Genomic DNA, 20,016 nt, shown 5'->3' with positions numbered 1-20,016 from the left:
TCAGGCCGCGCCGTCGTCATCCTCGCCGCCGGCGGCGTCGGCGGCCTCCCTCACCTCGACCAGCGCCATCGCGAGCAGATAGACGGTCGTGGGCAGGCCGGCACGGCGCGCCCTCTCGAGGGCGTGCGACAGCTCGGCCGCCAGCTCCTTCAGCTCTTCTCCCCGTGACAATGTCCCACCTATCCATCCGCCGATCGCGTCCGCCTACACCGCGACGGCGCCGCTGGTTTTGATCAGTTCGGCGCTGGAATGAAGTGTAGCAAAATTGCCGATGACATTCACCACTGCCTGCTTGTAGGCGGCCGCATCGTCCGCACCGGGTTGCCGGCACGCCACGGCGTCGCCGACCACCTGGTAGCGATGGCTGCGGTGAAACCCCTCGACAACCGTGGCCAGGATGGTCTCGTCCAGGGAAAAGCCCGTCAGCACGCAACGCACATTGCGGATATTGGACATGTAGTCCTGGAATCGCGACGAACTGTAGGCCGACGGCAGCGGATGCTCGAACGTCATCTCCCCCGGCCGCGGCTTCGCCTCGGGAATCCAATCGGTCAGCCTGGATGCCGGATTGAACCACGCCGCCTGGGCGATGCGCTTCAAATGCATCACCGGCCAGAGATTGTGGCGCCATAGCGCCAGCAGTTCCAGGCAGCGCGAGGTGGCGGCGTCGCCGTCGAGGATGACGTGGCGACGCCCCTGGGTCAGATATTCGACCTGGAGATCCGCGCAGACCAGGATTGGCGGATCGTCGTGAAGAGAGACCAGCATTGTCTTGCGCGTGGCTGCACCAGTTTCAACGGCCGGCGAGCGCGACGTCCCGCAACGGCGACGTCACGGGCCGCCCCGCCGAGGCATCGAGCACTCCCGGCCGGTCCCAATCGCCCTCGGGGCGGATGATCACATAGGGATCGCTGTCCAGCGTGATCGCGTCCGGTCCCGGCTCGATTTCCAGCACCATCTCCGTATAGGAGAAATCGGAGAAGGTGATCTTGCGGTTGTGGCCGAGCGGCTTGGCGCCGAAATGGGCCCAGAAGTCGACCAGCCGGTCCTGGGCCTGGCCGTAGATCTTGCGGAACCCCTTGCGCTTAACATAGTCGACGCTCGCCTGGACCAGCTTGAACGAGACGCGCGAGCGCCGATATTGATGGCGCACCGCGAGCCGCTCGACCTTGGCGAATTCGCCGAAGAAGCGTACCCGCAGGCAGCCCGCAGGCTCGTTGCCGACGAAGCCGATGAAGTGCGCGGCCACCATGTCGTTGCCGTCGAACTCCTCCTCGAACGGACAGTCCTGCTCGGCGAGATAGACCGCGGCGCGGATCGCGGTGATGAGCATGAGATCGTTGGGATCACGCGCGAGCCTGATGGTGATGGCGCGGGAGTCCGGCTTGGCGAGAGGAATCCTAGTGCCGTGCATCTGCAAAACTCCTTGCTTGGATGATCGAGCCGGGCATGCGCATCGGCCGCCGGTTCCATGGCCGCTCGTAACACCAGAGGTCGGGTTGGAAGCTCGGGATGGGTTCGAAGCCGGTCGCCCTCATGATGTCGCGTCCGGCTGCGGTCGAAGGCTGCGCATAGCAATCAGCGGCGCGAAACCGCTCCTGGCGCAGATGGGCAGCCGCCTTGCCGAGTCCGGCGATGCCGCGTCCCGTCGCCGCGATCGCCCAGATGTAGACCGCGGCAACCTCCTCCCTGGCGGTAGCGAGATAGCGCGTCTCGGGCGCGGTCAGGCAGATCTCGTCGAGCAGCAGCGCATCATGTCCGCGATCGCTCAGAAACAGGAAGGCCATGCCGCCGAGCAGATCGCCCGTCCGGCTGAAGGTCAGGATGCTCTGGGGATCGAAGGTGAAATATCTTGCAAGCTCCGCCGTCTCGAGCCGCACGCCCGGCACCAGGCGGCGCGCCATGTCGGAAAGCGCGGCAATTTCGGAAATCTTTGCGCAACGGACGTCGATGTCCGGGCTGAGCGGCAGCGCGTCGAAATCATGCCTTGCGGCAAACCGGCCCCTTTCCATACCCATGTCGCCCCTCTATCGTTCGGCGCTTCGTGCCCCGCTTTGATGATGAGCCTAGCGTCTGGGGATCAAGAGTATGCAGCAACTATTGCACCGGGGTGCTGCGATGACGCAGCACCGTGAAGAAGCCCTGGACGCATCCTGGGACGATTTGAAGCTGTTTTTAGCTTGCGCAAAATATAAAAGTTTCCGCAACGCCGCCGAGGAGCTCGGGCTCACCAGCACGACTCTGATGCGCCGGGTCGACCGGCTCGAAGAGAGCATCGGCTGCAAGCTGTTCCTGCGCGACCAGAGCGGGCTCACGCTCAGCGACGAAGGCATCGCGATGATTGCCGACGTCTCGCACATGGAGCGTCACGCCTTCAACGTATTCCGGCGTGCCTCTCGCTCCTCGAACGATACGTCCGGCACCGTGCGCGTCGCGGTGACGGAAGGTCCCGGCAATTTCTGGATCCTGCCGCGACTGATCGACTTCCAGAAGACCTACCGCAAGATCGCCGTCGATCTGCGCTGTGCCATGGAGCAGGCCGACGTTGCGCGTCTGGAATCCGATATCGCCATCCAGCTCGAGCCGCCGACCAATCCAGATCTCATCGTCACCAAGCTCGGCCGGCTGCACATCTATCCCTTCGTCTCCCGGGAGTACGAGACCCTCTACGGCGTGCCGTCGACGCTGGCCGAGTTGAAGAACCATCGCATCGTCAAGCAGAGCGCGCCACAGGTCGACGACAGCGCCTATGCGCGCGTGCTCGGGTTGAAGTCGCTGGAGGGCATCGTCGGGATCAAGACCAATTCCTCGGTCGGCGTGCTCTATGCAGTGGAGCGCGGCGCCGGGATCGGCTTCCTGCCGACGGTGTCGATCGCCCTCGGCGCCTCGCTCGTCGCCGTCGATCTCGGCGTGAGCCACCACGCCGATCTCTGGCTCACCTATCACAAGGAGTTTCGTGCCTCCGAGCGGCACAAGATCGTGGTCGAGTGGCTGAAGAAGATCTTCGATCCCAAGACCTATCCCTGCTTCCGCGACGAGTTCATCCATCCGAACGCGCTGGTGCCGATGATGACGGCCGCGCGCGATGGCTTTGGCCTGACCGGCTATGTCGCGGCGACGCCGATGTAGGCGCAGGCGGACCTTGCCTCACCACCGGTATTCGAAACCGACCGTGCCCTGGTGCGACGTGAGCTCATTGCGGAACTTGCCGTCGTAATTGATGTAGAGCCGCGCGGTGTTGGTCAGGCTGAGCGAGGCCGAGGCGCCGGCATCCATGCCGTAGCGGCTCTCGCCGATGCCGGGCACGATGATGCTTTCCGTCCCCAGGCTGACCTGGATCGAGCCCAGGTTCTGATAGAAATTGTCGACGAACTTGCCATAGGCCGACAGGTCCAGAATTTTCTGGTCGAAGATGAAGTAGCGCCCGATCTCGGCCCCGATCATGACGCGCGCGCGCGAGAGCGCCGTCGAGCCGACGTTCAACGGATCAAGTCCGCCGGCCTCCTGGAACGCCGCGCTGGTGGCGCGGACATATTCGAGCGCACCCTTGGGCACGACGCGCATCTGATCCTGGGTCCAGTAATAGCTGATCTCGGTCAGCGCGCCGTCGACCGACGCGCGATAGCCCGCCGTCGCCAGGCCAAAGCCGGTGTCCCGGCTGGAACGGACCTTGCCGAAACCGTGCACCACCGCGAAAGCCCAGGTCCACGGGCCCTTGTCGACCGAGCCACTGAAGCCGAGCTGGGTCAGGTCGAGCGTTGCCGACTGGAGCGCGAGCGGCACGTCGATGTCGGTGTGGCTCTGGTCGACGGAGAAGCCGATGTTGACGCCCGGCGCAAGCCGCGCACCGAAGCCGCCAACGCCGCCAACGGTCTTGCGCGTGTCGCCGACGAAATCGCCCTGCGCATCGGTCCGGACCGAGATGCCATAACCCTCGAACCAGGTGCGGTAGCGCGGGTCCTGCGTGCTCTCGGACGCGCCGCCACCGCCGGGATTGGTCCGCAGCGATCGGTCGATGCCGCCCGAGGCCCGGTTGCCGAGCCGCTCCAGGAAGTTCGATCCGAGATCGAGCGTGGTCGCACTCGGCACCGGAATCGGAGTCGGTGACGGTATTGGCGTGGGTGTCGGCGTGGGCGTCGGGCTCTGCGCAAAGCCTGGCGTGGCCGCCGACATCATCGCGACGAACGCAACAGCCATCGCAATCGCGACCCGGCGGACGCGGTCCAACCCGGTCGTCTGCCGTGTCCCGGAGGGCTGCGATGGGCAGCTCATGACCACAAATCCCGAAGCAAAATGGCGGCCCGCAAAAATGCAACACGACCGGCGCACGCGTGCGGCGATTTGTGCTGAACTGCCACGGAGGGTCAACCGTTTGGCCCCCCATGGCCGAGGCGATTGCCCCTGATTGTGGTTCTACGGCCACAGGTCGCAAATTGTCGTCGCATTCGGCCGGGCCCGGTCTTGAAATTCGCGCATGGCTTGCTAACGCGCGATTTTCGTGTTGCAATATCAGACACAATCGGAATTGGCGCTCGGCTGTGCGTTTCGCGACATTGAGATTCAAGACTCGAACAGACTTCCGGAAGCCCGTTTGTGGCGTGGCACGCGTAAAGCGGCCGCGTCTTTTTTATATCTAGCGGAGGAGACTGAGGATGCCGCAAAAGGGCACCGTCAAATGGTTCAACCCGACCAAGGGCTATGGGTTCATCAAGCCGAACGGCAGTGACAAGGACGTGTTCGTCCACATCTCCGCCGTTGAGCGTGCCGGACTCTCCACCCTGAACGAAAACCAGGTGGTTGAATACGACCTCGTGGAAAACCGCGGCAAAGCATCCGCGGAAAACCTCAAGGTCTCCTGATTTCTCTCAAGCCTACGCGCGAGAGATCATGACGTTGCCCCCGGCTCTGCCGGGGGTTTTTTGTTTGTAGCGATGACCTTGTTTGCAACGATAACGATAAAGAAAAGCGCGAGCGCAATCGCGCTTCAGCTCGCCACCACCGGCGCAACCAGAAAATTCTCCGACGCCGCGCTGCCCGCCGTCTTGCAGATATCGCCTTCGATCCGGACCTTGCCGGTTGCGAGCAGCCGTAGCGCTTCGGGATAGATGCGGTGCTCGACTTCCAGGATCCGCTCCGACAGCGTGGCGCCGGTATCGTTGTCGCTGACGGGGACCGCACCCTGCATCACGATCGGGCCGGCATCGGTCTCGGGGATGACGAAGTGCACCGTCGCACCGGACAGTTTGACGCCGGCACGCAAGGCCTGGCCGTGCGGGTCGAGGCCGGGGAACGACGGCAGCAGCGAGGGATGGATGTTGAGCATCCGCCCGTACCAGGCCCTGGTGAATTCGGCTGTGAACAGGCGCATGAAGCCACCCAGGCAGATCAGCTCGATTCCGTGCTGATCGAGCGCGGCTTGCAGCACCGCCTCGAACCCGGCGCGGTCCTTGCCGAACGGCTTGCTCTCGATCACCAGCGTCTTCACGCCGCTCGCCTTGGCCCTTTCGAGCCCCAGCGCATCGGCCTTGTTGGAGATGACGAGCGAAATCTCGGCCGGAAAATCCGGCGCGGCCGCGGCCTTGATCAGCGCGGCCATGTTGGAGCCCCGCCCCGAGATCAGGATGGCGACACGGCGCTTCATGGTGCTCACAGCGCCAGATCGAGGTGGCCGTTATAGACGACGCGGTGCTCGCCCTCAGCCGGGATCACCGTGCCCAGCTGCGCCACGGTTTCACCTGCGTCGGTCAAGACCCGCACGACCTCGTCGACCTTGTCCGGCTCGACGATCGCGATCATGCCGATGCCGCAGTTGAAGGTGCGCAGCATTTCCAGCTCGGCGATGCCGGCTTGCGCGGCCAGCCATTTGAACACCGGGAGCACCGGCAGACGCGCGAGATCGATGCCGACGCCGAGGTGCTTCGGCAGCACGCGCGGAATGTTGTCGGTGAAGCCGCCACCGGTGATGTGGGCAAGGCCCTTCACGGCACCGGTCTCCCGGATCGCGCGCAGGCACGATTTGACGTAGAGCTTGGTCGGCGTCAGCAGCGCGCCGCCGAGCGTCATCACCGGCGCGAACGGCGCCTGCGCGGCGAAGCCAAGGCCGGACTGCTCGACGATCTTGCGCACCAGCGAGAAACCGTTGGAATGCACGCCGGAGGACGCGAGCCCGATCACGGCATCGCCCGCGGCGATGTCCTTGCGGGGCAGCAACGTGCCCCGCTCCGCGGCGCCGACGGCAAAGCCGCCGAGGTCGTAATCGCCATCCTTGTAGAGGCCCGGCATCTCGGCGGTCTCGCCGCCGATCAGGGCGCAGCCGGATTCGCGGCAGCCCTCGGCGACACCCGCGACGATCGCCGCGGTCGCCTCGGGATCGAGCTTGCCGCAGGCGAAATAATCGAGGAAGAACAGCGGCTCGGCGCCCTGCACCACGAGGTCGTTGACCGACATGGCGACGAGATCGATGCCGATCCCGCCGTGCAGGCCGGTCTCGATGGCGATCTTCACCTTGGTGCCGACGCCGTCGGTGGCGGCGACCAGGACAGGGTCCTTGAAACCGGCCGCCTTGAGGTCGAACAGGCCGCCGAAACCGCCGATTTCGGCGTCGGCGCCGGGCCGTGCGGTGGCGCGCACCATCGGCTTGATCAGGTCGACCAGGCGGTTGCCCGCGTCGATATCGACGCCTGAATCGGCGTAAGTGAGGCCGTTTTTGCGGTCGGTCATGCCCGATTTCCAGTGGGTTTGCGGCTGGTTACGTCGAATTCCGGGGACACGCAATGGCTCGCATGGCGCCTCGCGCAGTACTATGTAGAGATATCAACCGGTTCAGCCTTCAAACGGGCCGGATTCGAGGTCAGGCCGGGTGCCGGGAAGCGCCGCGTGAGTATTCCGAATATCATTACCCTGGGCCGCATCATGCTGGTCCCGATCATTGTCTGGGCCATCGTGTCGAGCCAAATGGAGGTGGCGTTTGCCGTCTTCCTGATCGCCGGCATCAGCGACGCCGTGGACGGCTTCCTCGCCAAGCGCTTCAACATGACCAGCGAGCTCGGGGCCCTGCTCGACCCGCTCGCCGACAAGGCGCTGCTGGTCTCGATCTACCTGGCGCTCGGCATCTGGGGCGACATCCCGCGCTGGATCGTGATCCTGGTGGTCTCGCGCGACATCATGATCGTCGCTGCCGTGATCGTATCCTGGCTGTTCGACAAGCCGGTCGAGATGAAGCCGTCGAAGGTGTCCAAGCTGAACACCGCGGCCCAGGTGTCCTACGCGGCCCTGGTGCTGGCCGCGCTTGCCTTCGGCTTCAAGCCGGCGCCCTATGATATGATCCTGATGGGCCTCGTCACGATCTTCACGCTCTCCTCCGTCTCGCTCTATCTCGTCGAGTGGCTGCGGCACATGAGCACGATCGAGGTCAAGTGAGCGCGGAAATGGCCCCGCAAAAGGCCAACTCGGGCGCAATACGTCGAATCTTTCAAGCAAGGCCGGCCGTCCGGCATGGAGCAAAGCAAGCCGTGGCAGGCCGCGTTCATCCCCGACAATTGGCGTTTTCGCTTCCCCATGCGGAAAGCCTGAGCCGGGACAATTTCCTCGAAGGCCCCGCCAGCGCCGCCGGTCTCGCCCTGATCGACAGCTGGCCGGAATGGCCGAACCGGATCATGTGGCTGGCCGGCCCTGAAGGGAGCGGCAAGAGCCATCTCGCCGCGATCTGGGCCGAGGACGCCGGCGCCCGCTCCACCACGGCCAATGCGCTGGCCCCCGCGACCGTCCCGGGCGCGCTTGCGACCGGCGCGCTGGTGGTCGAAGATCTCAAGGCAAAGGACTTTGACGAACGCGCCCTCTTCCACTTGATGAACCTCGCACGCGAAGACGGCGCCTACGTCCTCTTCACCGGCCGCGAGGTGCCGGCTGCGCTCGACATCGAGCTGCGCGACCTGCGCTCGCGGCTGCGTGCCGTCCCGGTGGTCTCGCTGCTACCGCCCGACGACCAGCTGTTCCGCGGCCTGATCGTCAAGTTCTGCACCGACCGCCAGCTCTCCGTCGACGAGAGCGTTGTCAGCTACCTCGTCACCCGCCTGGAGCGGTCCTCAGCCGCCGCCCGGCAGGCCGTCGAACGGCTCGACAGCGAGTCCCTGCGGCTCGGCCGCCCCGTCACCCGGGCGCTGGCCGCCGAGCTCTTGCGCGACGGCTGACCGCCCCCGCGATTCCCTAGGCCGCTTGACGCGGGGACGCGGCGGAACATCAATGTCATCGAAACGTCATCGCACTAACACATGCTCTCGCCGGTTTTGCGCATAAGTCGCAAGGTGAGACGAACAAGATGGACCGACTTCTGATGGACTCCGCGCAAGCCGTTGAAATTAAAGAAAAAATCCAGGAGCCCGAAGGTCAGCCGGCGATCGCTTCCAGCCCCGAGCGCTTCATCAACCGCGAACTGTCCTGGCTGCATTTCAACCGGCGCGTCCTGGAGGAAGCGGTCAATCCCAGCCACCCCGTGCTGGAGCGGGTGCGATTCCTGTCGATTTCGGCGAATAACCTCGACGAATTCTTCATGGTCCGCGTCGCCGGCATCAAGGCCCAGGTGCGCGAGGGCATTGCCGAGCGAAGCCCCGACGGTCTGACCCCGTCCGAGCAGCTTGCGCTGATCAACCGCACCGTGTCCCAGCTCGCTTCCGACCAGCAGGCGATCTGGCGCGACCTGCGCGGCTCGCTGGCCGATGTCGGCATCGTGCTGGTCGACGGCAAGGACGTCACCAAGGCGGAGCGGACCTGGATCGAGGACTACTTCCTCAACAACGTGTTCCCGCTGTTGACGCCGCTCGCGATCGACCCGGCCCACCCCTTCCCCTTCATCCCAAGCCTCGGCTTCACCATCGCGCTCCAACTCACGCGCGCCGCCGACGGCAAGCAGATGAACGCGCTGATCCGCATGCCCGGCAAGATCGACCGCTTCATCCGCATGCCCAGCGAGGGCACGGTGCGGCTGATCACCCTGGAGCAGGCGACCGCCCTGTTCATCAACCGCCTGTTCCCCGGCTACAACCTGCACGGCCATGGCGCCTTCCGCATCATCCGCGACTCCGAGCTCGAAATCGAGGAAGAGGCCGAAGACCTCGTCCGCCTGTTCGAGACCGCGCTGAAGCGGCGCCGCCGCGGCTCGGTGATCCGGCTCGAGATCGACGCCAAGATGCCGGAGCAACTGCGCAGCTTCGTGCAGCACGCGCTGTCGGCCGCCGACGACGAGGTGTTCCTGGTCGACGGCGTGCTCGCCATGAACGAGCTCTCCCAGCTCACCCGTCTCGATCGGCCCGACCTCGAATTCACGCCATACGTGCCGCGCCATCCCGAGCGCGTGCGCGAGCACGGCGGCGACATCTTCGCCGCGATCCGGCAGAAGGACCTGGTCGTCCACCACCCCTACGAATCCTTCGACGTGGTGGTGCAGTTCCTGCAGCAGGCCACGCGCGATCCCGACGTCGTCGCGATCAAGCAGACGCTCTACCGCACCTCCAACAACTCGCCGATCGTGCGTGCGCTTGCCGAAGCCGCCGAAGCCGGCAAGTCCGTCACCGCGCTGATCGAGCTGAAGGCGCGCTTCGACGAGGAGGCCAATATCCGTTGGGCGCGCGACCTCGAACGCGCCGGCGTGCAGGTCGTCTACGGCTTCCTCGAGCTCAAGACGCACGCAAAGCTCTCGATGGTGGTGCGCCGCGAGGGCGGCAGCCTCACCACCTATGTCCACACCGGCACCGGCAATTATCACCCGGTGACCGCGCGCATCTACACCGACCTGTCCTACTTCACCTCGGAGCCGACCATCGGCCGCGACGCCGCGCGCGTGTTCAACTTCATCACTGGCTACGCGGCGCCGAGCGATCTCGAAAAGATGGCGGTGTCGCCGCTGACGCTGCGCAAGCGCATCATCCAGCACATCCAGGGCGAGACCGAGCATGCGCGGCACGGCAAGCCGGGCGCGGTCTGGATGAAGATGAATGCGCTGGTCGACCCCGATATCATCGACGCGCTCTATGAAGCCTCGCAGGCCGGCGTCCAGATCGAGCTCGTGGTGCGCGGCATCTGCTGCCTGCGGCCCGGCATTCCGGGCCTGTCGGAGAACATCCGCGTCAAGTCGATCATCGGTCGCTTCCTGGAACACGGCCGAATCTACTGCTTCGGCATGGGTCAGGGCCTGCCCAGCGCGAAAGCGGCTGTGTATATCTCGTCCGCCGACATGATGCCGCGCAACCTCGACCGCCGCGTCGAGGTGCTGTGTCCGTTGCAAAATCCCACGGTGCATCAGCAGGTTCTCGAACAGATCATGGTCGCCAACCTGAAGGACAATGAGCAGAGCTGGCAATTGTTGCCGGACGGGTCCTCAACGCGTATGAAGACCGCGAAGGGCGAGGAGCCTTTCAACGTCCACAACTACTTCATGACAAATCCGAGTCTGTCTGGCCGTGGAAAGTCGCTCAAGGAATCCTCGCCGCGCCGTCTCACGCGCCGGAACGAACGCCATCAATCCTGATCGGGCGTTGACGTGACTCGGCCGCGCAAGCGCGGCACGAGCGTCGCAGTCATCGATATCGGTTCCAACTCGGTCCGCCTCGTCGTCTACGAGGCGCTGACGCGGAGCCTGATTCCGATCTTCAACGAGAAGACGCTGTGCGGCCTCGGACGTGAGGTGCAGAGCACGGGCCTGCTCGCGCCCGATGCGGTCGACAAGGCGCTGACCTCGCTCAAGCGCTTTCGCGCGCTGTGCCGGGTGATGCAGGTCGGACGCGTGTTCGCCATCGCCACTGCGGCGTGCCGCGACGCCTCCAACGGCCCCGACTTCATCGCCAAGGCCGAGCGCATCTGTGCCGTGAACATCGAGATCCTGTCCGGGCCGCGCGAGGCGCGGCTGTCGGCGCTCGGGGTGATCTCGGGCATCCACCATCCCGACGGCATCGTCGGCGATCTCGGCGGCGGCTCGCTCGAACTGATCGACGTGCGCAGGAACAGCGTGCGCAGCGGCGTGACGCTGCCGCTCGGCGGCCTCGCGCTCCAGGACCTCGCCCATAAATCGCTCAAGCGCGCCGACCGCATCGTCCGCGAGGCGCTCGACGAGGTGCCGCAGCTCAAGGCGGGCAGCGGCCGCACATTCTATGCGGTCGGCGGCACCTGGCGCGCGCTCGCACGCATCCACATCATCCAGAGCGGCTATCCGCTCCAGGTGATGCACGGCTATTCGATTTCGGCCGCCGAGGCGCTCGACTTCTCGCGTCGTCTCCGTCGTCTTGCGGCCGCCGGCATGCTGGCCGACATCGAGGTCGTCGCCGACGCGCGCCGCCCGCTCCTCACCTATGCCGCGCTGGTGCTCGAGCACATCATTCTCGTGGCCAAGCCGAAGACCATCGTGTTCTCGACCTTCGGCGTGCGCGAGGGCCTGCTGCACGAGAAGCTGTCGGAGACCGAGCGCAACAAGGACGGATTGATCTGCGCGGCCGAGGAGCTCAACCAGCTGCTGTCGCGCTCGGCGCGCCACGCCCGCGAGCTGATCGCCTGGACCGACCGCCTCGCCCGCGTGGTGAAGCTGCGCGAGACCCCGGAGGACCGCCGCTTGCGCCACGCCGCCTGCCTGCTCTCCGACATCGGCTGGCGCGTGCATCCCGACCATCGCGGCGAGCAGACGCTGAGCCTCGTCGTCAATGGCAATTTCGGCGCGATCACCCATACCGAGCGCGCCTTTGTCGGCCTGTCGGTGTTCTATCGCTATGCGGGCCTCAGCGAGGAAAACCAGCCGCCGGTCACCACGCAGGAGTTGCTGACGCCGGCGCAGCTCGAGCGCGCCCGTCTCCTGGGTGCGGCGTTCCGCGTCGCGCATCTGATCTCGGCGGCGCGCCCGGGCGTGCTGCCCGCCACGCATTTCCGCAGCCAGGGGCGCAAGCTGATGCTGGTGTTCGAGCACCGCCTCGGCGATCTCGTCGCCGACCGCGTCGGCAGCCGTTTCAAGCAGCTCGCCCGCCTGATCGGCCGCGCCGGCTCGATCGTGCGACGTTAGAAATTCACTCCGCCGAGACCTTGGCGTGGCGTTCGGAGGCCTCGAGCGCGGCGTTGCTCAGGCTGCGCCGGCGCCAGATATAGCCGGCGACCAGCACCACCACGACGCCGAGCAGCGCGCAGAGATATTCGCCGCCTCCGCCGCCATGGGTGAATTGCGGCGGGATGCGCAAGGCGGCGAGCATCGAATCCAGCGACGCGCCGAACGGGCCGTCGAACAGCGTGTGCAGCCTCGGCGCGATGCCGGGGTCGGTGGCGATCACTTCGCCCGAGATCCAGCCGAGCAGCGCCGCACCGGCCCAGACCAGGACCGGCAGTTTTGCAAGCAGCGCCATGATCAGCGCGGCGCCGGCGACGATCAGGGGCACGCTGATGGCAAGGCCGAGGATCAGCAGCGGCACGCTGCCATTGGCGGCGGCGGCCACCGCAATGACGTTGTCGAGACTCATGACGATGTCGGCGACCACGACGATCTGCACCGCCTGCCACAGATGCGAGGCCGACTCGACGCCCTCCTCGTCTTCCTGTTCGGGCACCAGGAGCTTCGCCGCGATCACGATCAGCGCGAGACCGCCGACCAGCTTCAGGTACGGCAGCTCCATCAGGCTCGCGACGATGCCGGTGAAGATGATCCGCAGCAGCACGGCTGCGCCGGCGCCGAAGATCATGCCCCACAGCCGGTGCCGCGGCTTGAGGCCGCGGCAGGCGAGCGCGATCACCAGCGCGTTGTCGCCGGAGAGCAGGATGTTGATCCAGATGATCTTGCCGACCGCGATCCAAAAGGTCGGTTCGGCCATTTCATTGCGGAACTGGGTGAAGAATGCCCCGATCGTGGCGGGATCGAAGATCTGCCAGAGCCAATTCACAATGCGTCCTTTCGCCCCGTCGATATTAACCTATCGGCTGATCAGCCGACGATCTCGTTGCCCGAGAAGAACTGCGCGATCTCGATCGCGGCGGTCTCCGGCGCATCCGAGCCGTGCGCGGAGTTCTCGCCGATCGACTTTGCGTAGAGCTTGCGGATGGTGCCTTCGGCCGCCTTGGACGGATCGGTCGCGCCCATCGCGTCGCGGTACTTGGCAACGGCATTCTCGCCTTCGAGCACCTGGACGACCACCGGGCCCGAGGTCATGAATTCGACGAGCTCACCGAAGAACGGCCGCGCCTTGTGGACGGCATAGAAGGTTTCGGCCTGTTCCTTGGTCATGCGGATGCGCTTCTGCGCGACGATGCGCAGGCCCGCCTTCTCGATCACGGCGTTAACCGCGCCGGTCAGGTTACGCGCGGTCGCATCGGGCTTGATGATCGAGAAAGTGCGTTCGATGGCCATGATCTTGTCCTTGAGGAGAAAGCGGTGGTTCGGAGTTGCGGGGCTTATATCGGCGCCTTCGCAATACGGCAAGCGACCGCCGGAACGGCCTCACAGACGCTTCGCCGCAGGGCCCGAGCTCGGGATTTTGCCCTGAATTACAACAATTTCACCCAGATGAACCCAAACTGAACCCGCTGTCAGGGTTTGGTTCAGCCGCGCCGGCGTAAGGTCGGGCCTATCGAAACGAAAGCCCGATCATGAGGCAGTCCGTTTCGGAGGCCTTTCCATCGACGCGCAGGCCCGCGCCGGCAGTACTGAGGAGATCACCATGTTGAGGAAACTTTCGCTTGCCGCAGTTGCCGCGGTCGCGCTGGGTGCCGCGCTGGCACCGACCTCCGCCTCCGCTCACTGGCATGGCGGCTGGGGCTGGCACGGCGGCGGCGGTGGCTGGCATCACGGCTGGGGTGGACCGCGCTTCTATGCCGGTGGCCCCGTCTCCTACGGCTATGGCGGCTGCTATGTGCGCCGGCTGGTCCCGACCCCCTGGGGACCCCGCTGGCGGCTGATCAACCGCTGCTACTGAGCCCGTCAGCACCTTAAGGACCTTCCAAGCACCTTCGAGGAGAAGCCCCGGCGCGCCCCCCGCCGGGGCTTTGCCTTGAGCGACGCGCGGCCTGCGTTACGAAATTCATACAATTTTTACTAGAAAGCCAGGCGGCTTGCGGCAGGTGCGAAACTATTTTGCGGTCAGGGACTTGGTAGGGTGTCGTTATACCAAACCAACGGAACCCTGCCATGACAGGCCTCTTCGCCGATGACAGCGAGCAGATTGACCGGCGGACCACCCGCTCGATTTGCGATGCCGTGGGCGAACGGCTTCAGCAAAGCATCCGCCCCGACCCCCGGCTCCCGACGCATCTCGAACAGCTCCTGAACGAGCTGAAGAAACGCGACCGCGAGGGCGGCCCGCACTGACGGATGGACGCGGAAAAACGGGTTGCGTTTGATCCCGGCTGCGGTGACAAGGCCGCATGCTGTCCATCACCGACCTTTCGGTCCGCCTCGCCGGACGCCTCCTGATCGACCAGAGTTCCGTGCAGGTCACGCCCGGTTCGCGCGTCGGCCTTGTCGGGCGCAACGGCACCGGCAAGTCGACACTGTTCAAGATCATCCGCGGCGAGCTTGCGGCCGAGCACGGCTCGGTCACGTTGCCGCCGCGCTGGCGCGTCGGCAGCCTCGCCCAGGAAGCGCCGAACGGGCCCGAAAGCCTGATCTCGGTGGTGCTCAAGGCCGATCTCGAACGCGACGCACTGCTGCACGAAGCCGAAAGCGCCATCGATCCGCACCGGATCGCGGAGATCCAGACCCGGCTCGTCGACATCGACGCGCATTCGGCCCCGAGCCGCGCCGCGGCGATTCTCTCAGGCCTCGGCTTTTCCGCGGCCGACCAGGCGCGGCCCTGCGCCGAATTCTCCGGCGGCTGGCGCATGCGCGTCGCCCTCGCCGCGACGCTGTTCGCAGCGCCCGACCTGCTGCTGCTCGACGAGCCCACCAACTATCTCGACCTCGAAGGCACGCTGTGGCTCGAGGATCATCTGGCGCATTATCCGCGCACGGTGATCGTGATCAGCCACGATCGCGACCTGCTGGAAAGCTCGGTCGACCAGATCCTGCATCTGGAGCGCGGCAAGCTCACGCTCTACAAGGGCACCTATTCCTCGTTCGAGGAGCAGCGCGCCGCACGCGAACTGCTCGATGCCAAGCAGATCAAGCGCCAGGAAGCCGAGCGCGCGCGCCTGCAAGCCTTCGTCGACCGCTTCAAGGCCAAGGCCTCGAAGGCCCGCCAGGCGCAATCTCGCGTGAAAATGCTGGAGCGGCTGAAGCCGATCACGGCGCTGGTCACCGAGGACGTGCGCGAGATCAGCTTTCCTGCGCCGGAGAAAATTCTCTCCCCGCCGATCATCGCCGCCGACAACGTCTCGGTCGGCTACGATCCGGCCATGCCCGTGCTGAACCGCGTCACTCTGCGCATCGACAATGACGACCGCATCGCGCTGCTCGGGGCCAACGGCAACGGCAAGTCGACGCTGGTGAAGCTGCTTGCGGGCCGCCTCGCGCCGTTTTCGGGCCGGGTGACGCGCGCCGACAAGCTGTCGATCGCCTATTTCGCCCAGCACCAGCTCGACGAGCTGAACGAGGACGCCTCCTCCTACGATCATGTCCGCAAGCTGATGGGCGATGCGCCCGAGGCCAAGGTGCGGGCGCGCGCCGGCGCGATCGGTTTCTCCGGCAAGGCGGCCGACACCAAGGTCGGAAAACTCTCGGGCGGCGAGAAGGCGCGGCTGCTGCTCGGCCTTGCGACCTTCTTCGGCCCCAACATGATCATCCTGGACGAGCCGACCAACCATCTCGACATCGACAGCCGCGCCGCGCTTGCGGAAGCGATCAACGAGTTTCCCGGCGCGGTCATCATGGTCTCGCACGACCGCTATCTGATCGAAGCCTGCGCCGACCGGCTCTGGATCGTCGCCGACCGCACCGTGACCAATTACGACGGCGACCTCGACGAATACCGCCGCCTGGTGCTGTCGTCGCGCAACGCAGACGCCCCGCGCGAACGCAGTCCCGCGAGCGAAAGGCCGCAGCGTCCGAGGTCGGACAATCGCGGCTCGCTGAAGAAGCGCATCGCGGAAGCCGAGGCCGAGATCGCCCGCGTCGGCGAGATCATCGCCAAGATCGACACCGCACTGTCGCTTCCCGACATTTTTACGCGCGACCCCAAGCAGGCCGCGCAGCTGTCGAAGGCGCGCGCCAACGCGGCCGACGCGCTGGCGCGCGCGGAAGAGCAATGGATCGAGGCGAGCACGCAGTTCGACGAGGCGACGGGGTAGATTCAGTCGGCATATTGTCCGGCGGCCTTGATGATCGGGGCCCAGCGGTCGACCTCGCTCGCCAGCATCGCGCCCAACGCCTCCGGCGTCGCCTTGTCCTGCGGGACCGGCTCGGTGTTGATGTCGTTGAACCGGGCGACCAACACGGGATCCCTGAGTGCCGCCTGAAGCGCCGCCGTCAGCTTCTGAACGACCGCGGGCGGCGTGCCCTTGGGCGCGTAGATGCCGTGCCAGACACCGAGCTCGAAGCCTTTGAGGCCGGCCTCGTCGGCGGTGGGCAGATCGGGCAGGCTCTTCAGCCGCTCCTTAGTGGTGACCGCATAGGCCTTGACCTGCTTGGCCGTGATCGGCCCGGTCGTGTTGGTCGCCTGGTCGCAGGTGAGATCGATCTGCCTGCCGAGAAGATCATTCATGATCGGACCGTTGCCCTTATAGGGTATCGTGGTGAGCTGCTTCTGGATCGCCGTCATGAACAGCATGCCGCAGAGATGCGATGCCGCACCTAACCCGGCATTGGCGTAAGTCAGCTTGTCGCCCTGCTGCTGGGCGTAGGCGACCAGTTCCTTGAGCGTGTCGGCCGGGAAATCCGGACGCGCGATGATGGTCATCGGCGCATTGGTCACGAGCCCGATCGGCGCAAAGGCGGTCTTGGTGTCATAGCTCAGATTGCGATACAGCGTGGCGGCGGTCGAGATGCCGACATGATGGACCAGCAGCGTATACCCGTCCGGCTGGGCACGCGCGGCGCGGGTCGTGCCGATCGTGCCGCCGGCGCCGGTCGCGTTCTCGACGATGACCTGCTGTCCCAGGGATTTCGACATGCCCGCCGCGGTCAGGCGCGCGATGGTGTCCGTCGGTCCCCCGGCGGCGTATGGCACCAGCACGGTGATGGTTCTCGACGGATAGTCCTGGGCGGCTGCCGCGCCGAGCGACAGAAGCAGAGCCGACACGAGGGCAATGAAGAACCGCATAGTCTCCTCCAGATTGTTGTTCACTCCATAGAAGCGCATTCCCGCCCGCAAGACCATCAGGAAAGCGATTTCATCAGGAGTGTCGAGATAACGACGTGCTTCGGCCGCACCGCGCTATCACTCCCCGACATTTTTACCCGCGATCGCAAGCAGGCCGCGCAATTGTCAAAAGCGCGCGCCAATGCCGCAGACGCGCTGGCGCGAGCCGAGGAGCAGTGGCTGGAGGCGAGCACGCAGTTTGACGAGGCGGCAGGCTAGTCAGCCTATCGGCGCTGAAATGTCTGCTGCCGCACGATGACGTCGACGATCGACCTAGGACGCAATCAAAGATCTTGCCAGACCGGCAATCTGATCGTGGGAATGAGGTTTGCGCATGTTGCCTTGCAAACCTTGGCGAAAATCGCTTGCGCCTGTTTACGGACGTCAATTGCTTCGCTGCGTCGGCCTGTCGATTCGTACAGGCTGGCGAGGTTGAAGAGCACCACCGCAAGGGTGGGCGTGTCTGTGCCGGCGCCTTGCCGCACCAGTTCCAGAGCTCGGTTGAACAACTGCTCTGCTTCTTTCGCTCGATCCAGCTGCATGAAAAGTAACGCCTTGTCATTCAAGATGCCCGCCAAAGCAGGACTGTTGTTTCCCAGCGCTTCGCTCAAGATGCCTTCGGCTTCGTTGTAAATGGCCTCGACCTTTGGTCTGGCCGAGGCCGAGCTTGAGTCGGCCGAGACGATCGAGACTTGCGGCGACCGTCGGATGCCGGGGTCCGAGGACCCTGCGATATATTGACAGCGGCCGATCATAATATTGATCGGCATTGCCGTACTTCCCTCGAAGACGGTAGGTGTCTCCAATACCCGCCAGGATATCGGCGACCGACAATGACTCAGGACCGAATCTCGTTTCCGCAATGACTAAACTGCGTTGCAGCAGGACCTCGGCAGCATCGGGCTCGCCGTTTTGCGTGCGAAGCGAGGCAAGATTGATCAGCGCCGGAAGCATCTGGGGATCCCCGGCTCCGAACCATTTCTCGTAGATCTGGAGAGCATTGGCGATGTGGGCCGCGGTGTGCTCCGAGTCATGCTGAGCCAAAGCGAGGCGCGCCAAATCGACAAAGCTATCCGCGATTGTGACGTGTTCCGGTCCGAAAGCCCTTTGGCGGATGCTCAGTGCCCGCCGAAACAAGCGATCGGCTTCGTCGTATTCAGCCCGTTCCTGATGAATGACGGCGAGCGTCAACAAGCCGCGCACGACGAACGGATGATCCGGGCCAAGGGCTTTGGAATAGACCGCGAGCGGGCGGCCTGCGATGCGCGCCGCCTCTGCGAAGCGCCCCTGCCGACGCATCAGCTGGATCAAGCTGACCAACGTGTCCGCGACTTCTTCATGGTCGGGACCGAGAACTTTCTCGCGGCCCGCAAGCACCCGCTGGAAAATAGGCTCAGCCTCGGCAAGACGCCCCTGACCTTGAAGCGCCAATGCCAGGCTCTGAGCGTCGGCAAGGGTGTGTCGATTTTCGGGCCCCCAAGCCTTTTCTCGAATCGCGAGCGAGCGACGAAATAGCGGCTCTGCCTCGACAAAGCGCGCCTCTGCCCGATACAGGGCTCCCAGGTTGAATAGCGCCTCGGCAATTCGCGGATCGTCAGGCCTAAATCTCTTTTCCCGCATCTCCAGCGCGCGGCGAAGAAGAGGCTCCGCCTCGCTGTAGCGGCTTTGCTGCCGGTACGTCGTCCCCAAATGGACCAGCACCTCATCGACTGCGAGTTCGGCCTCGAACGGCGTCTTTTCGCGAAGTGCGAGAGCCTCCTTGAACACGGTTTCGGCGTCGGCATATCGTCCGGCGGTGCTGAAGATGAAACCAAGCACGGCCAGCGGGCCCGACACCCGGACATGCGCCGGCCCAAAGATTCGCCGGGTGACATCGAGCGAATGGCGGGCCGACGCCTCTGCTTCCGCGAAGAGGTGCTCGTCCATGTAGATCAGAGCCAGGAATTCATAATCGGAAGCCAGCCCTGCCTCGTCCTGCTTGTCAAACTGCTGCTTGATCTCAATGCACTGCCTCATCAACCTTTCAGCGGCTGAGAAGTCCGACTGCTGCCTTAGAAAGAGAGCTCTTTGTCTGGCTGCGAAGGCTGCATACAGATCGTATTCCTTACTTGGATGGCGGGTATAAGTGTCGATCACCGCCTGGAAATACGGCTGACCTCTGCTCGGTTTGTTCATCCGCAAGGAAATCGATCCTAGAACCCCCTCAAACAAGACCGTCTGAACATGGTCGTCACCCGATCGCTTTCGCCGAATGGCCAATCCACGTTCCGCGGCGCTCCAAGCCTCATCATATCGATGCAACTTGGTGAACAGCAGCACCGCCTGCCAATGGAGCGTATCGGCGACTAGCAGTCCCTCCGGCCCCTGTGCTTTCTCCGCCGCGGCCAGCGCTTCCTTGTAGGCCTCATCCGCCTCCATCAGCTTGTTCGCCGCAGCTAATGCGATCGCGTTGCGCAGCAGCGTCCCCGGCTCGACTGGTGGGCGGGCGTCCGGCGAATTTTCGGGCGTGATGACCTGATCGCCGCTTGCCTGCAATACACAGAGGCCCGCACAAGCACATTGCACGAGCAAAGCAATGAGGGCGGCTCGTCGCCTCAGCATGCGACTTTCTCAAATACAAAGGCCAGCTATCCGCAATGCGCGGATGATCCCTTAGTCGTGGCACCCCGTCAACCAGGAGTAAATTAAAAATAACAGCACAACTTGGTCAGTAGATCGAGGTCCCGCATCGCGCCGGCGCATGGGACACCGGGCGTCGCGAGTTGGC

21 protein-coding genes are annotated in these 20,016 nt (G+C 64.6%); 9 read left to right on the top strand and 12 right to left on the bottom strand.

The window, feature by feature from the left end; all coding sequences use genetic code 11:
* Genes ACXJMY_RS24515 through ACXJMY_RS24500 form a run of 4 tightly spaced genes read right to left on the bottom strand, consistent with a single transcriptional unit; the run spans window position 1 to window position 2,018 of the window.
* The gene (locus ACXJMY_RS24515) at window positions 1–171 is read right to left on the bottom strand and encodes a hypothetical protein (protein ID WP_456621918.1); all 171 of its coding nucleotides are present in this window, start codon (window positions 169–171) and stop codon (window positions 1–3) included.
* Between the two features lie 33 nt (window positions 172–204).
* Entirely contained in the window at window positions 205–768 is a 564-nt protein-coding gene (locus ACXJMY_RS24510) for an isochorismatase family protein (RefSeq protein WP_456621917.1), read from the bottom strand.
* Window positions 769–793: 25 nt separating this feature from the next.
* Complete coding sequence (locus tag ACXJMY_RS24505) at window positions 794–1,414, bottom strand: GNAT family N-acetyltransferase (RefSeq protein WP_456621916.1); 621 nt, start codon at window positions 1,412–1,414, stop codon at window positions 794–796.
* Window positions 1,401–2,018, bottom strand: a complete 618-nt coding sequence (locus ACXJMY_RS24500) for a hypothetical protein (RefSeq protein WP_456621915.1) — start codon at window positions 2,016–2,018, stop codon at window positions 1,401–1,403. Before ACXJMY_RS24500 ends, ACXJMY_RS24505 begins: the two co-directional genes overlap by 14 nt.
* Window positions 2,019–2,088: 70 nt before the next feature.
* Here ACXJMY_RS24500 and ACXJMY_RS24495 point away from each other — a divergent pair, with 70 nt between their 5' ends.
* A complete protein-coding gene (locus ACXJMY_RS24495; RefSeq protein WP_456621914.1) occupies window positions 2,089–3,129 on the top strand; it encodes a LysR family transcriptional regulator in 1,041 nt (346 codons plus the stop codon).
* 18 nt (window positions 3,130–3,147) lie between these two features.
* Here the strand turns inward: ACXJMY_RS24495 and ACXJMY_RS24490 are convergent, their stop codons facing one another.
* Complete coding sequence (locus ACXJMY_RS24490; protein ID WP_456621913.1) at window positions 3,148–4,272, bottom strand: autotransporter outer membrane beta-barrel domain-containing protein; 1,125 nt, start codon at window positions 4,270–4,272, stop codon at window positions 3,148–3,150.
* 380 nt (window positions 4,273–4,652) lie between these two features.
* On the opposite strand from ACXJMY_RS24490, the gene ACXJMY_RS24485 reads away from it, so the two are divergent.
* Complete coding sequence (locus ACXJMY_RS24485; protein WP_007591938.1) at window positions 4,653–4,859, top strand: cold-shock protein; 207 nt, start codon at window positions 4,653–4,655, stop codon at window positions 4,857–4,859.
* A gap of 125 nt (window positions 4,860–4,984) precedes the next feature.
* On the opposite strand, the gene purN is transcribed toward ACXJMY_RS24485, so the two are convergent.
* A complete protein-coding gene (gene purN, locus ACXJMY_RS24480) occupies window positions 4,985–5,641 on the bottom strand; it encodes a phosphoribosylglycinamide formyltransferase (RefSeq protein ID WP_456621912.1) in 657 nt (218 codons plus the stop codon).
* A gap of 5 nt (window positions 5,642–5,646) precedes the next feature.
* Window positions 5,647–6,720 carry a phosphoribosylformylglycinamidine cyclo-ligase gene (gene purM, locus ACXJMY_RS24475; protein WP_456621911.1) on the bottom strand — a complete coding sequence of 358 codons (1,074 nt, stop codon included), beginning with the start codon at window positions 6,718–6,720 and terminating at the stop codon, window positions 5,647–5,649.
* A 156-nt stretch (window positions 6,721–6,876) separates the two neighbouring features.
* Between purM and ACXJMY_RS24470 the strand changes: the two genes are divergently transcribed.
* The 4 genes from ACXJMY_RS24470 to ppx all read left to right on the top strand — a co-directional run bounded on the left by ACXJMY_RS24470 (window position 6,877) and on the right by ppx (window position 12,037).
* Complete coding sequence (locus ACXJMY_RS24470; protein WP_456621910.1) at window positions 6,877–7,419, top strand: CDP-alcohol phosphatidyltransferase family protein; 543 nt, start codon at window positions 6,877–6,879, stop codon at window positions 7,417–7,419.
* Between the two features lie 92 nt (window positions 7,420–7,511).
* Window positions 7,512–8,189, top strand: coding sequence for a chromosomal replication initiator DnaA (locus ACXJMY_RS24465; RefSeq protein WP_456621909.1), 678 nt, complete (start codon window positions 7,512–7,514; stop codon window positions 8,187–8,189).
* A gap of 143 nt (window positions 8,190–8,332) precedes the next feature.
* A complete protein-coding gene (locus tag ACXJMY_RS24460; protein ID WP_456621968.1) occupies window positions 8,333–10,522 on the top strand; it encodes an RNA degradosome polyphosphate kinase in 2,190 nt (729 codons plus the stop codon).
* Between the two features lie 12 nt (window positions 10,523–10,534).
* Window positions 10,535–12,037 (top strand): exopolyphosphatase, encoded by a 1,503-nt coding sequence (ppx, locus tag ACXJMY_RS24455; RefSeq protein ID WP_456621908.1) that lies wholly within the window; start codon window positions 10,535–10,537, stop codon window positions 12,035–12,037.
* 4 nt (window positions 12,038–12,041) lie between these two features.
* On the opposite strand, the gene ACXJMY_RS24450 is transcribed toward ppx, so the two are convergent.
* A complete protein-coding gene (locus tag ACXJMY_RS24450) occupies window positions 12,042–12,902 on the bottom strand; it encodes a TerC family protein (protein ID WP_456621907.1) in 861 nt (286 codons plus the stop codon).
* A 41-nt stretch (window positions 12,903–12,943) separates the two neighbouring features.
* On the bottom strand, window positions 12,944–13,366 hold the full coding sequence (gene ndk, locus ACXJMY_RS24445) for a nucleoside-diphosphate kinase (RefSeq protein ID WP_011086893.1): 423 nt from the start codon (window positions 13,364–13,366) through the stop codon (window positions 12,944–12,946).
* Window positions 13,367–13,676: 310 nt separating this feature from the next.
* Between ndk and ACXJMY_RS24440 the strand changes: the two genes are divergently transcribed.
* The 3 genes from ACXJMY_RS24440 to ACXJMY_RS24430 all read left to right on the top strand — a co-directional run bounded on the left by ACXJMY_RS24440 (window position 13,677) and on the right by ACXJMY_RS24430 (window position 16,239).
* On the top strand, window positions 13,677–13,931 hold the full coding sequence (locus ACXJMY_RS24440; protein WP_014495771.1) for a hypothetical protein: 255 nt from the start codon (window positions 13,677–13,679) through the stop codon (window positions 13,929–13,931).
* Window positions 13,932–14,143: 212 nt separating this feature from the next.
* Complete coding sequence (locus ACXJMY_RS24435; RefSeq protein ID WP_456621906.1) at window positions 14,144–14,323, top strand: hypothetical protein; 180 nt, start codon at window positions 14,144–14,146, stop codon at window positions 14,321–14,323.
* Window positions 14,324–14,379: 56 nt separating this feature from the next.
* On the top strand, window positions 14,380–16,239 hold the full coding sequence (locus ACXJMY_RS24430) for an ABC-F family ATP-binding cassette domain-containing protein (protein WP_456621905.1): 1,860 nt from the start codon (window positions 14,380–14,382) through the stop codon (window positions 16,237–16,239).
* Between the two features lie 2 nt (window positions 16,240–16,241).
* Here the strand turns inward: ACXJMY_RS24430 and ACXJMY_RS24425 are convergent, their stop codons facing one another.
* The 3 genes from ACXJMY_RS24425 to ACXJMY_RS24415 form a co-directional block, all read right to left on the bottom strand.
* Entirely contained in the window at window positions 16,242–17,210 is a 969-nt protein-coding gene (locus ACXJMY_RS24425; protein WP_456621904.1) for a tripartite tricarboxylate transporter substrate-binding protein, read from the bottom strand.
* Window positions 17,211–17,533: 323 nt separating this feature from the next.
* Window positions 17,534–17,815, bottom strand: a complete 282-nt coding sequence (locus tag ACXJMY_RS24420) for a tetratricopeptide repeat protein (protein ID WP_456621903.1) — start codon at window positions 17,813–17,815, stop codon at window positions 17,534–17,536.
* A complete protein-coding gene (locus ACXJMY_RS24415; protein ID WP_456621902.1) occupies window positions 17,808–19,850 on the bottom strand; it encodes a tetratricopeptide repeat protein in 2,043 nt (680 codons plus the stop codon). The genes ACXJMY_RS24420 and ACXJMY_RS24415 overlap by 8 nt, the downstream gene beginning before the upstream one ends.
* Window positions 19,851–20,016 lie beyond the last annotated feature (166 nt).

Source organism: Bradyrhizobium sp. P5_C12, assembly GCF_054049735.1.
This window is presented reverse-complemented; position numbering and strand designations above follow the sequence as displayed.

What these genes read in the sequence shown, in the direction of transcription:
- purM (WP_456621911.1), bottom strand. Translation starts at nt 6,720, where the DNA reads ATGACCGACCGCAAAAACGGCCTCACTTACGCCGATTCAGGCGTCGAT.
- ndk (WP_011086893.1), bottom strand. Translation starts at nt 13,366, where the DNA reads ATGGCCATCGAACGCACTTTCTCGATCATCAAGCCCGATGCGACCGCG.
- ACXJMY_RS24435 (WP_456621906.1), top strand. Translation starts at nt 14,144, where the DNA reads ATGACAGGCCTCTTCGCCGATGACAGCGAGCAGATTGACCGGCGGACC.
- ACXJMY_RS24460 (WP_456621968.1), top strand. Translation starts at nt 8,333, where the DNA reads ATGGACTCCGCGCAAGCCGTTGAAATTAAAGAAAAAATCCAGGAGCCC.
- ACXJMY_RS24490 (WP_456621913.1), bottom strand. Translation starts at nt 4,272, where the DNA reads ATGAGCTGCCCATCGCAGCCCTCCGGGACACGGCAGACGACCGGGTTG.
- ACXJMY_RS24425 (WP_456621904.1), bottom strand. Translation starts at nt 17,210, where the DNA reads ATGCGGTTCTTCATTGCCCTCGTGTCGGCTCTGCTTCTGTCGCTCGGC.
- ACXJMY_RS24505 (WP_456621916.1), bottom strand. Translation starts at nt 1,414, where the DNA reads ATGCACGGCACTAGGATTCCTCTCGCCAAGCCGGACTCCCGCGCCATC.
- ACXJMY_RS24500 (WP_456621915.1), bottom strand. Translation starts at nt 2,018, where the DNA reads ATGGGTATGGAAAGGGGCCGGTTTGCCGCAAGGCATGATTTCGACGCG.
- ACXJMY_RS24430 (WP_456621905.1), top strand. Translation starts at nt 14,380, where the DNA reads ATGCTGTCCATCACCGACCTTTCGGTCCGCCTCGCCGGACGCCTCCTG.
- ACXJMY_RS24495 (WP_456621914.1), top strand. Translation starts at nt 2,089, where the DNA reads ATGCAGCAACTATTGCACCGGGGTGCTGCGATGACGCAGCACCGTGAA.
- ACXJMY_RS24510 (WP_456621917.1), bottom strand. Translation starts at nt 768, where the DNA reads ATGCTGGTCTCTCTTCACGACGATCCGCCAATCCTGGTCTGCGCGGAT.
- purN (WP_456621912.1), bottom strand. Translation starts at nt 5,641, where the DNA reads ATGAAGCGCCGTGTCGCCATCCTGATCTCGGGGCGGGGCTCCAACATG.
- ACXJMY_RS24485 (WP_007591938.1), top strand. Translation starts at nt 4,653, where the DNA reads ATGCCGCAAAAGGGCACCGTCAAATGGTTCAACCCGACCAAGGGCTAT.
- ACXJMY_RS24440 (WP_014495771.1), top strand. Translation starts at nt 13,677, where the DNA reads ATGTTGAGGAAACTTTCGCTTGCCGCAGTTGCCGCGGTCGCGCTGGGT.
- ACXJMY_RS24415 (WP_456621902.1), bottom strand. Translation starts at nt 19,850, where the DNA reads ATGCTGAGGCGACGAGCCGCCCTCATTGCTTTGCTCGTGCAATGTGCT.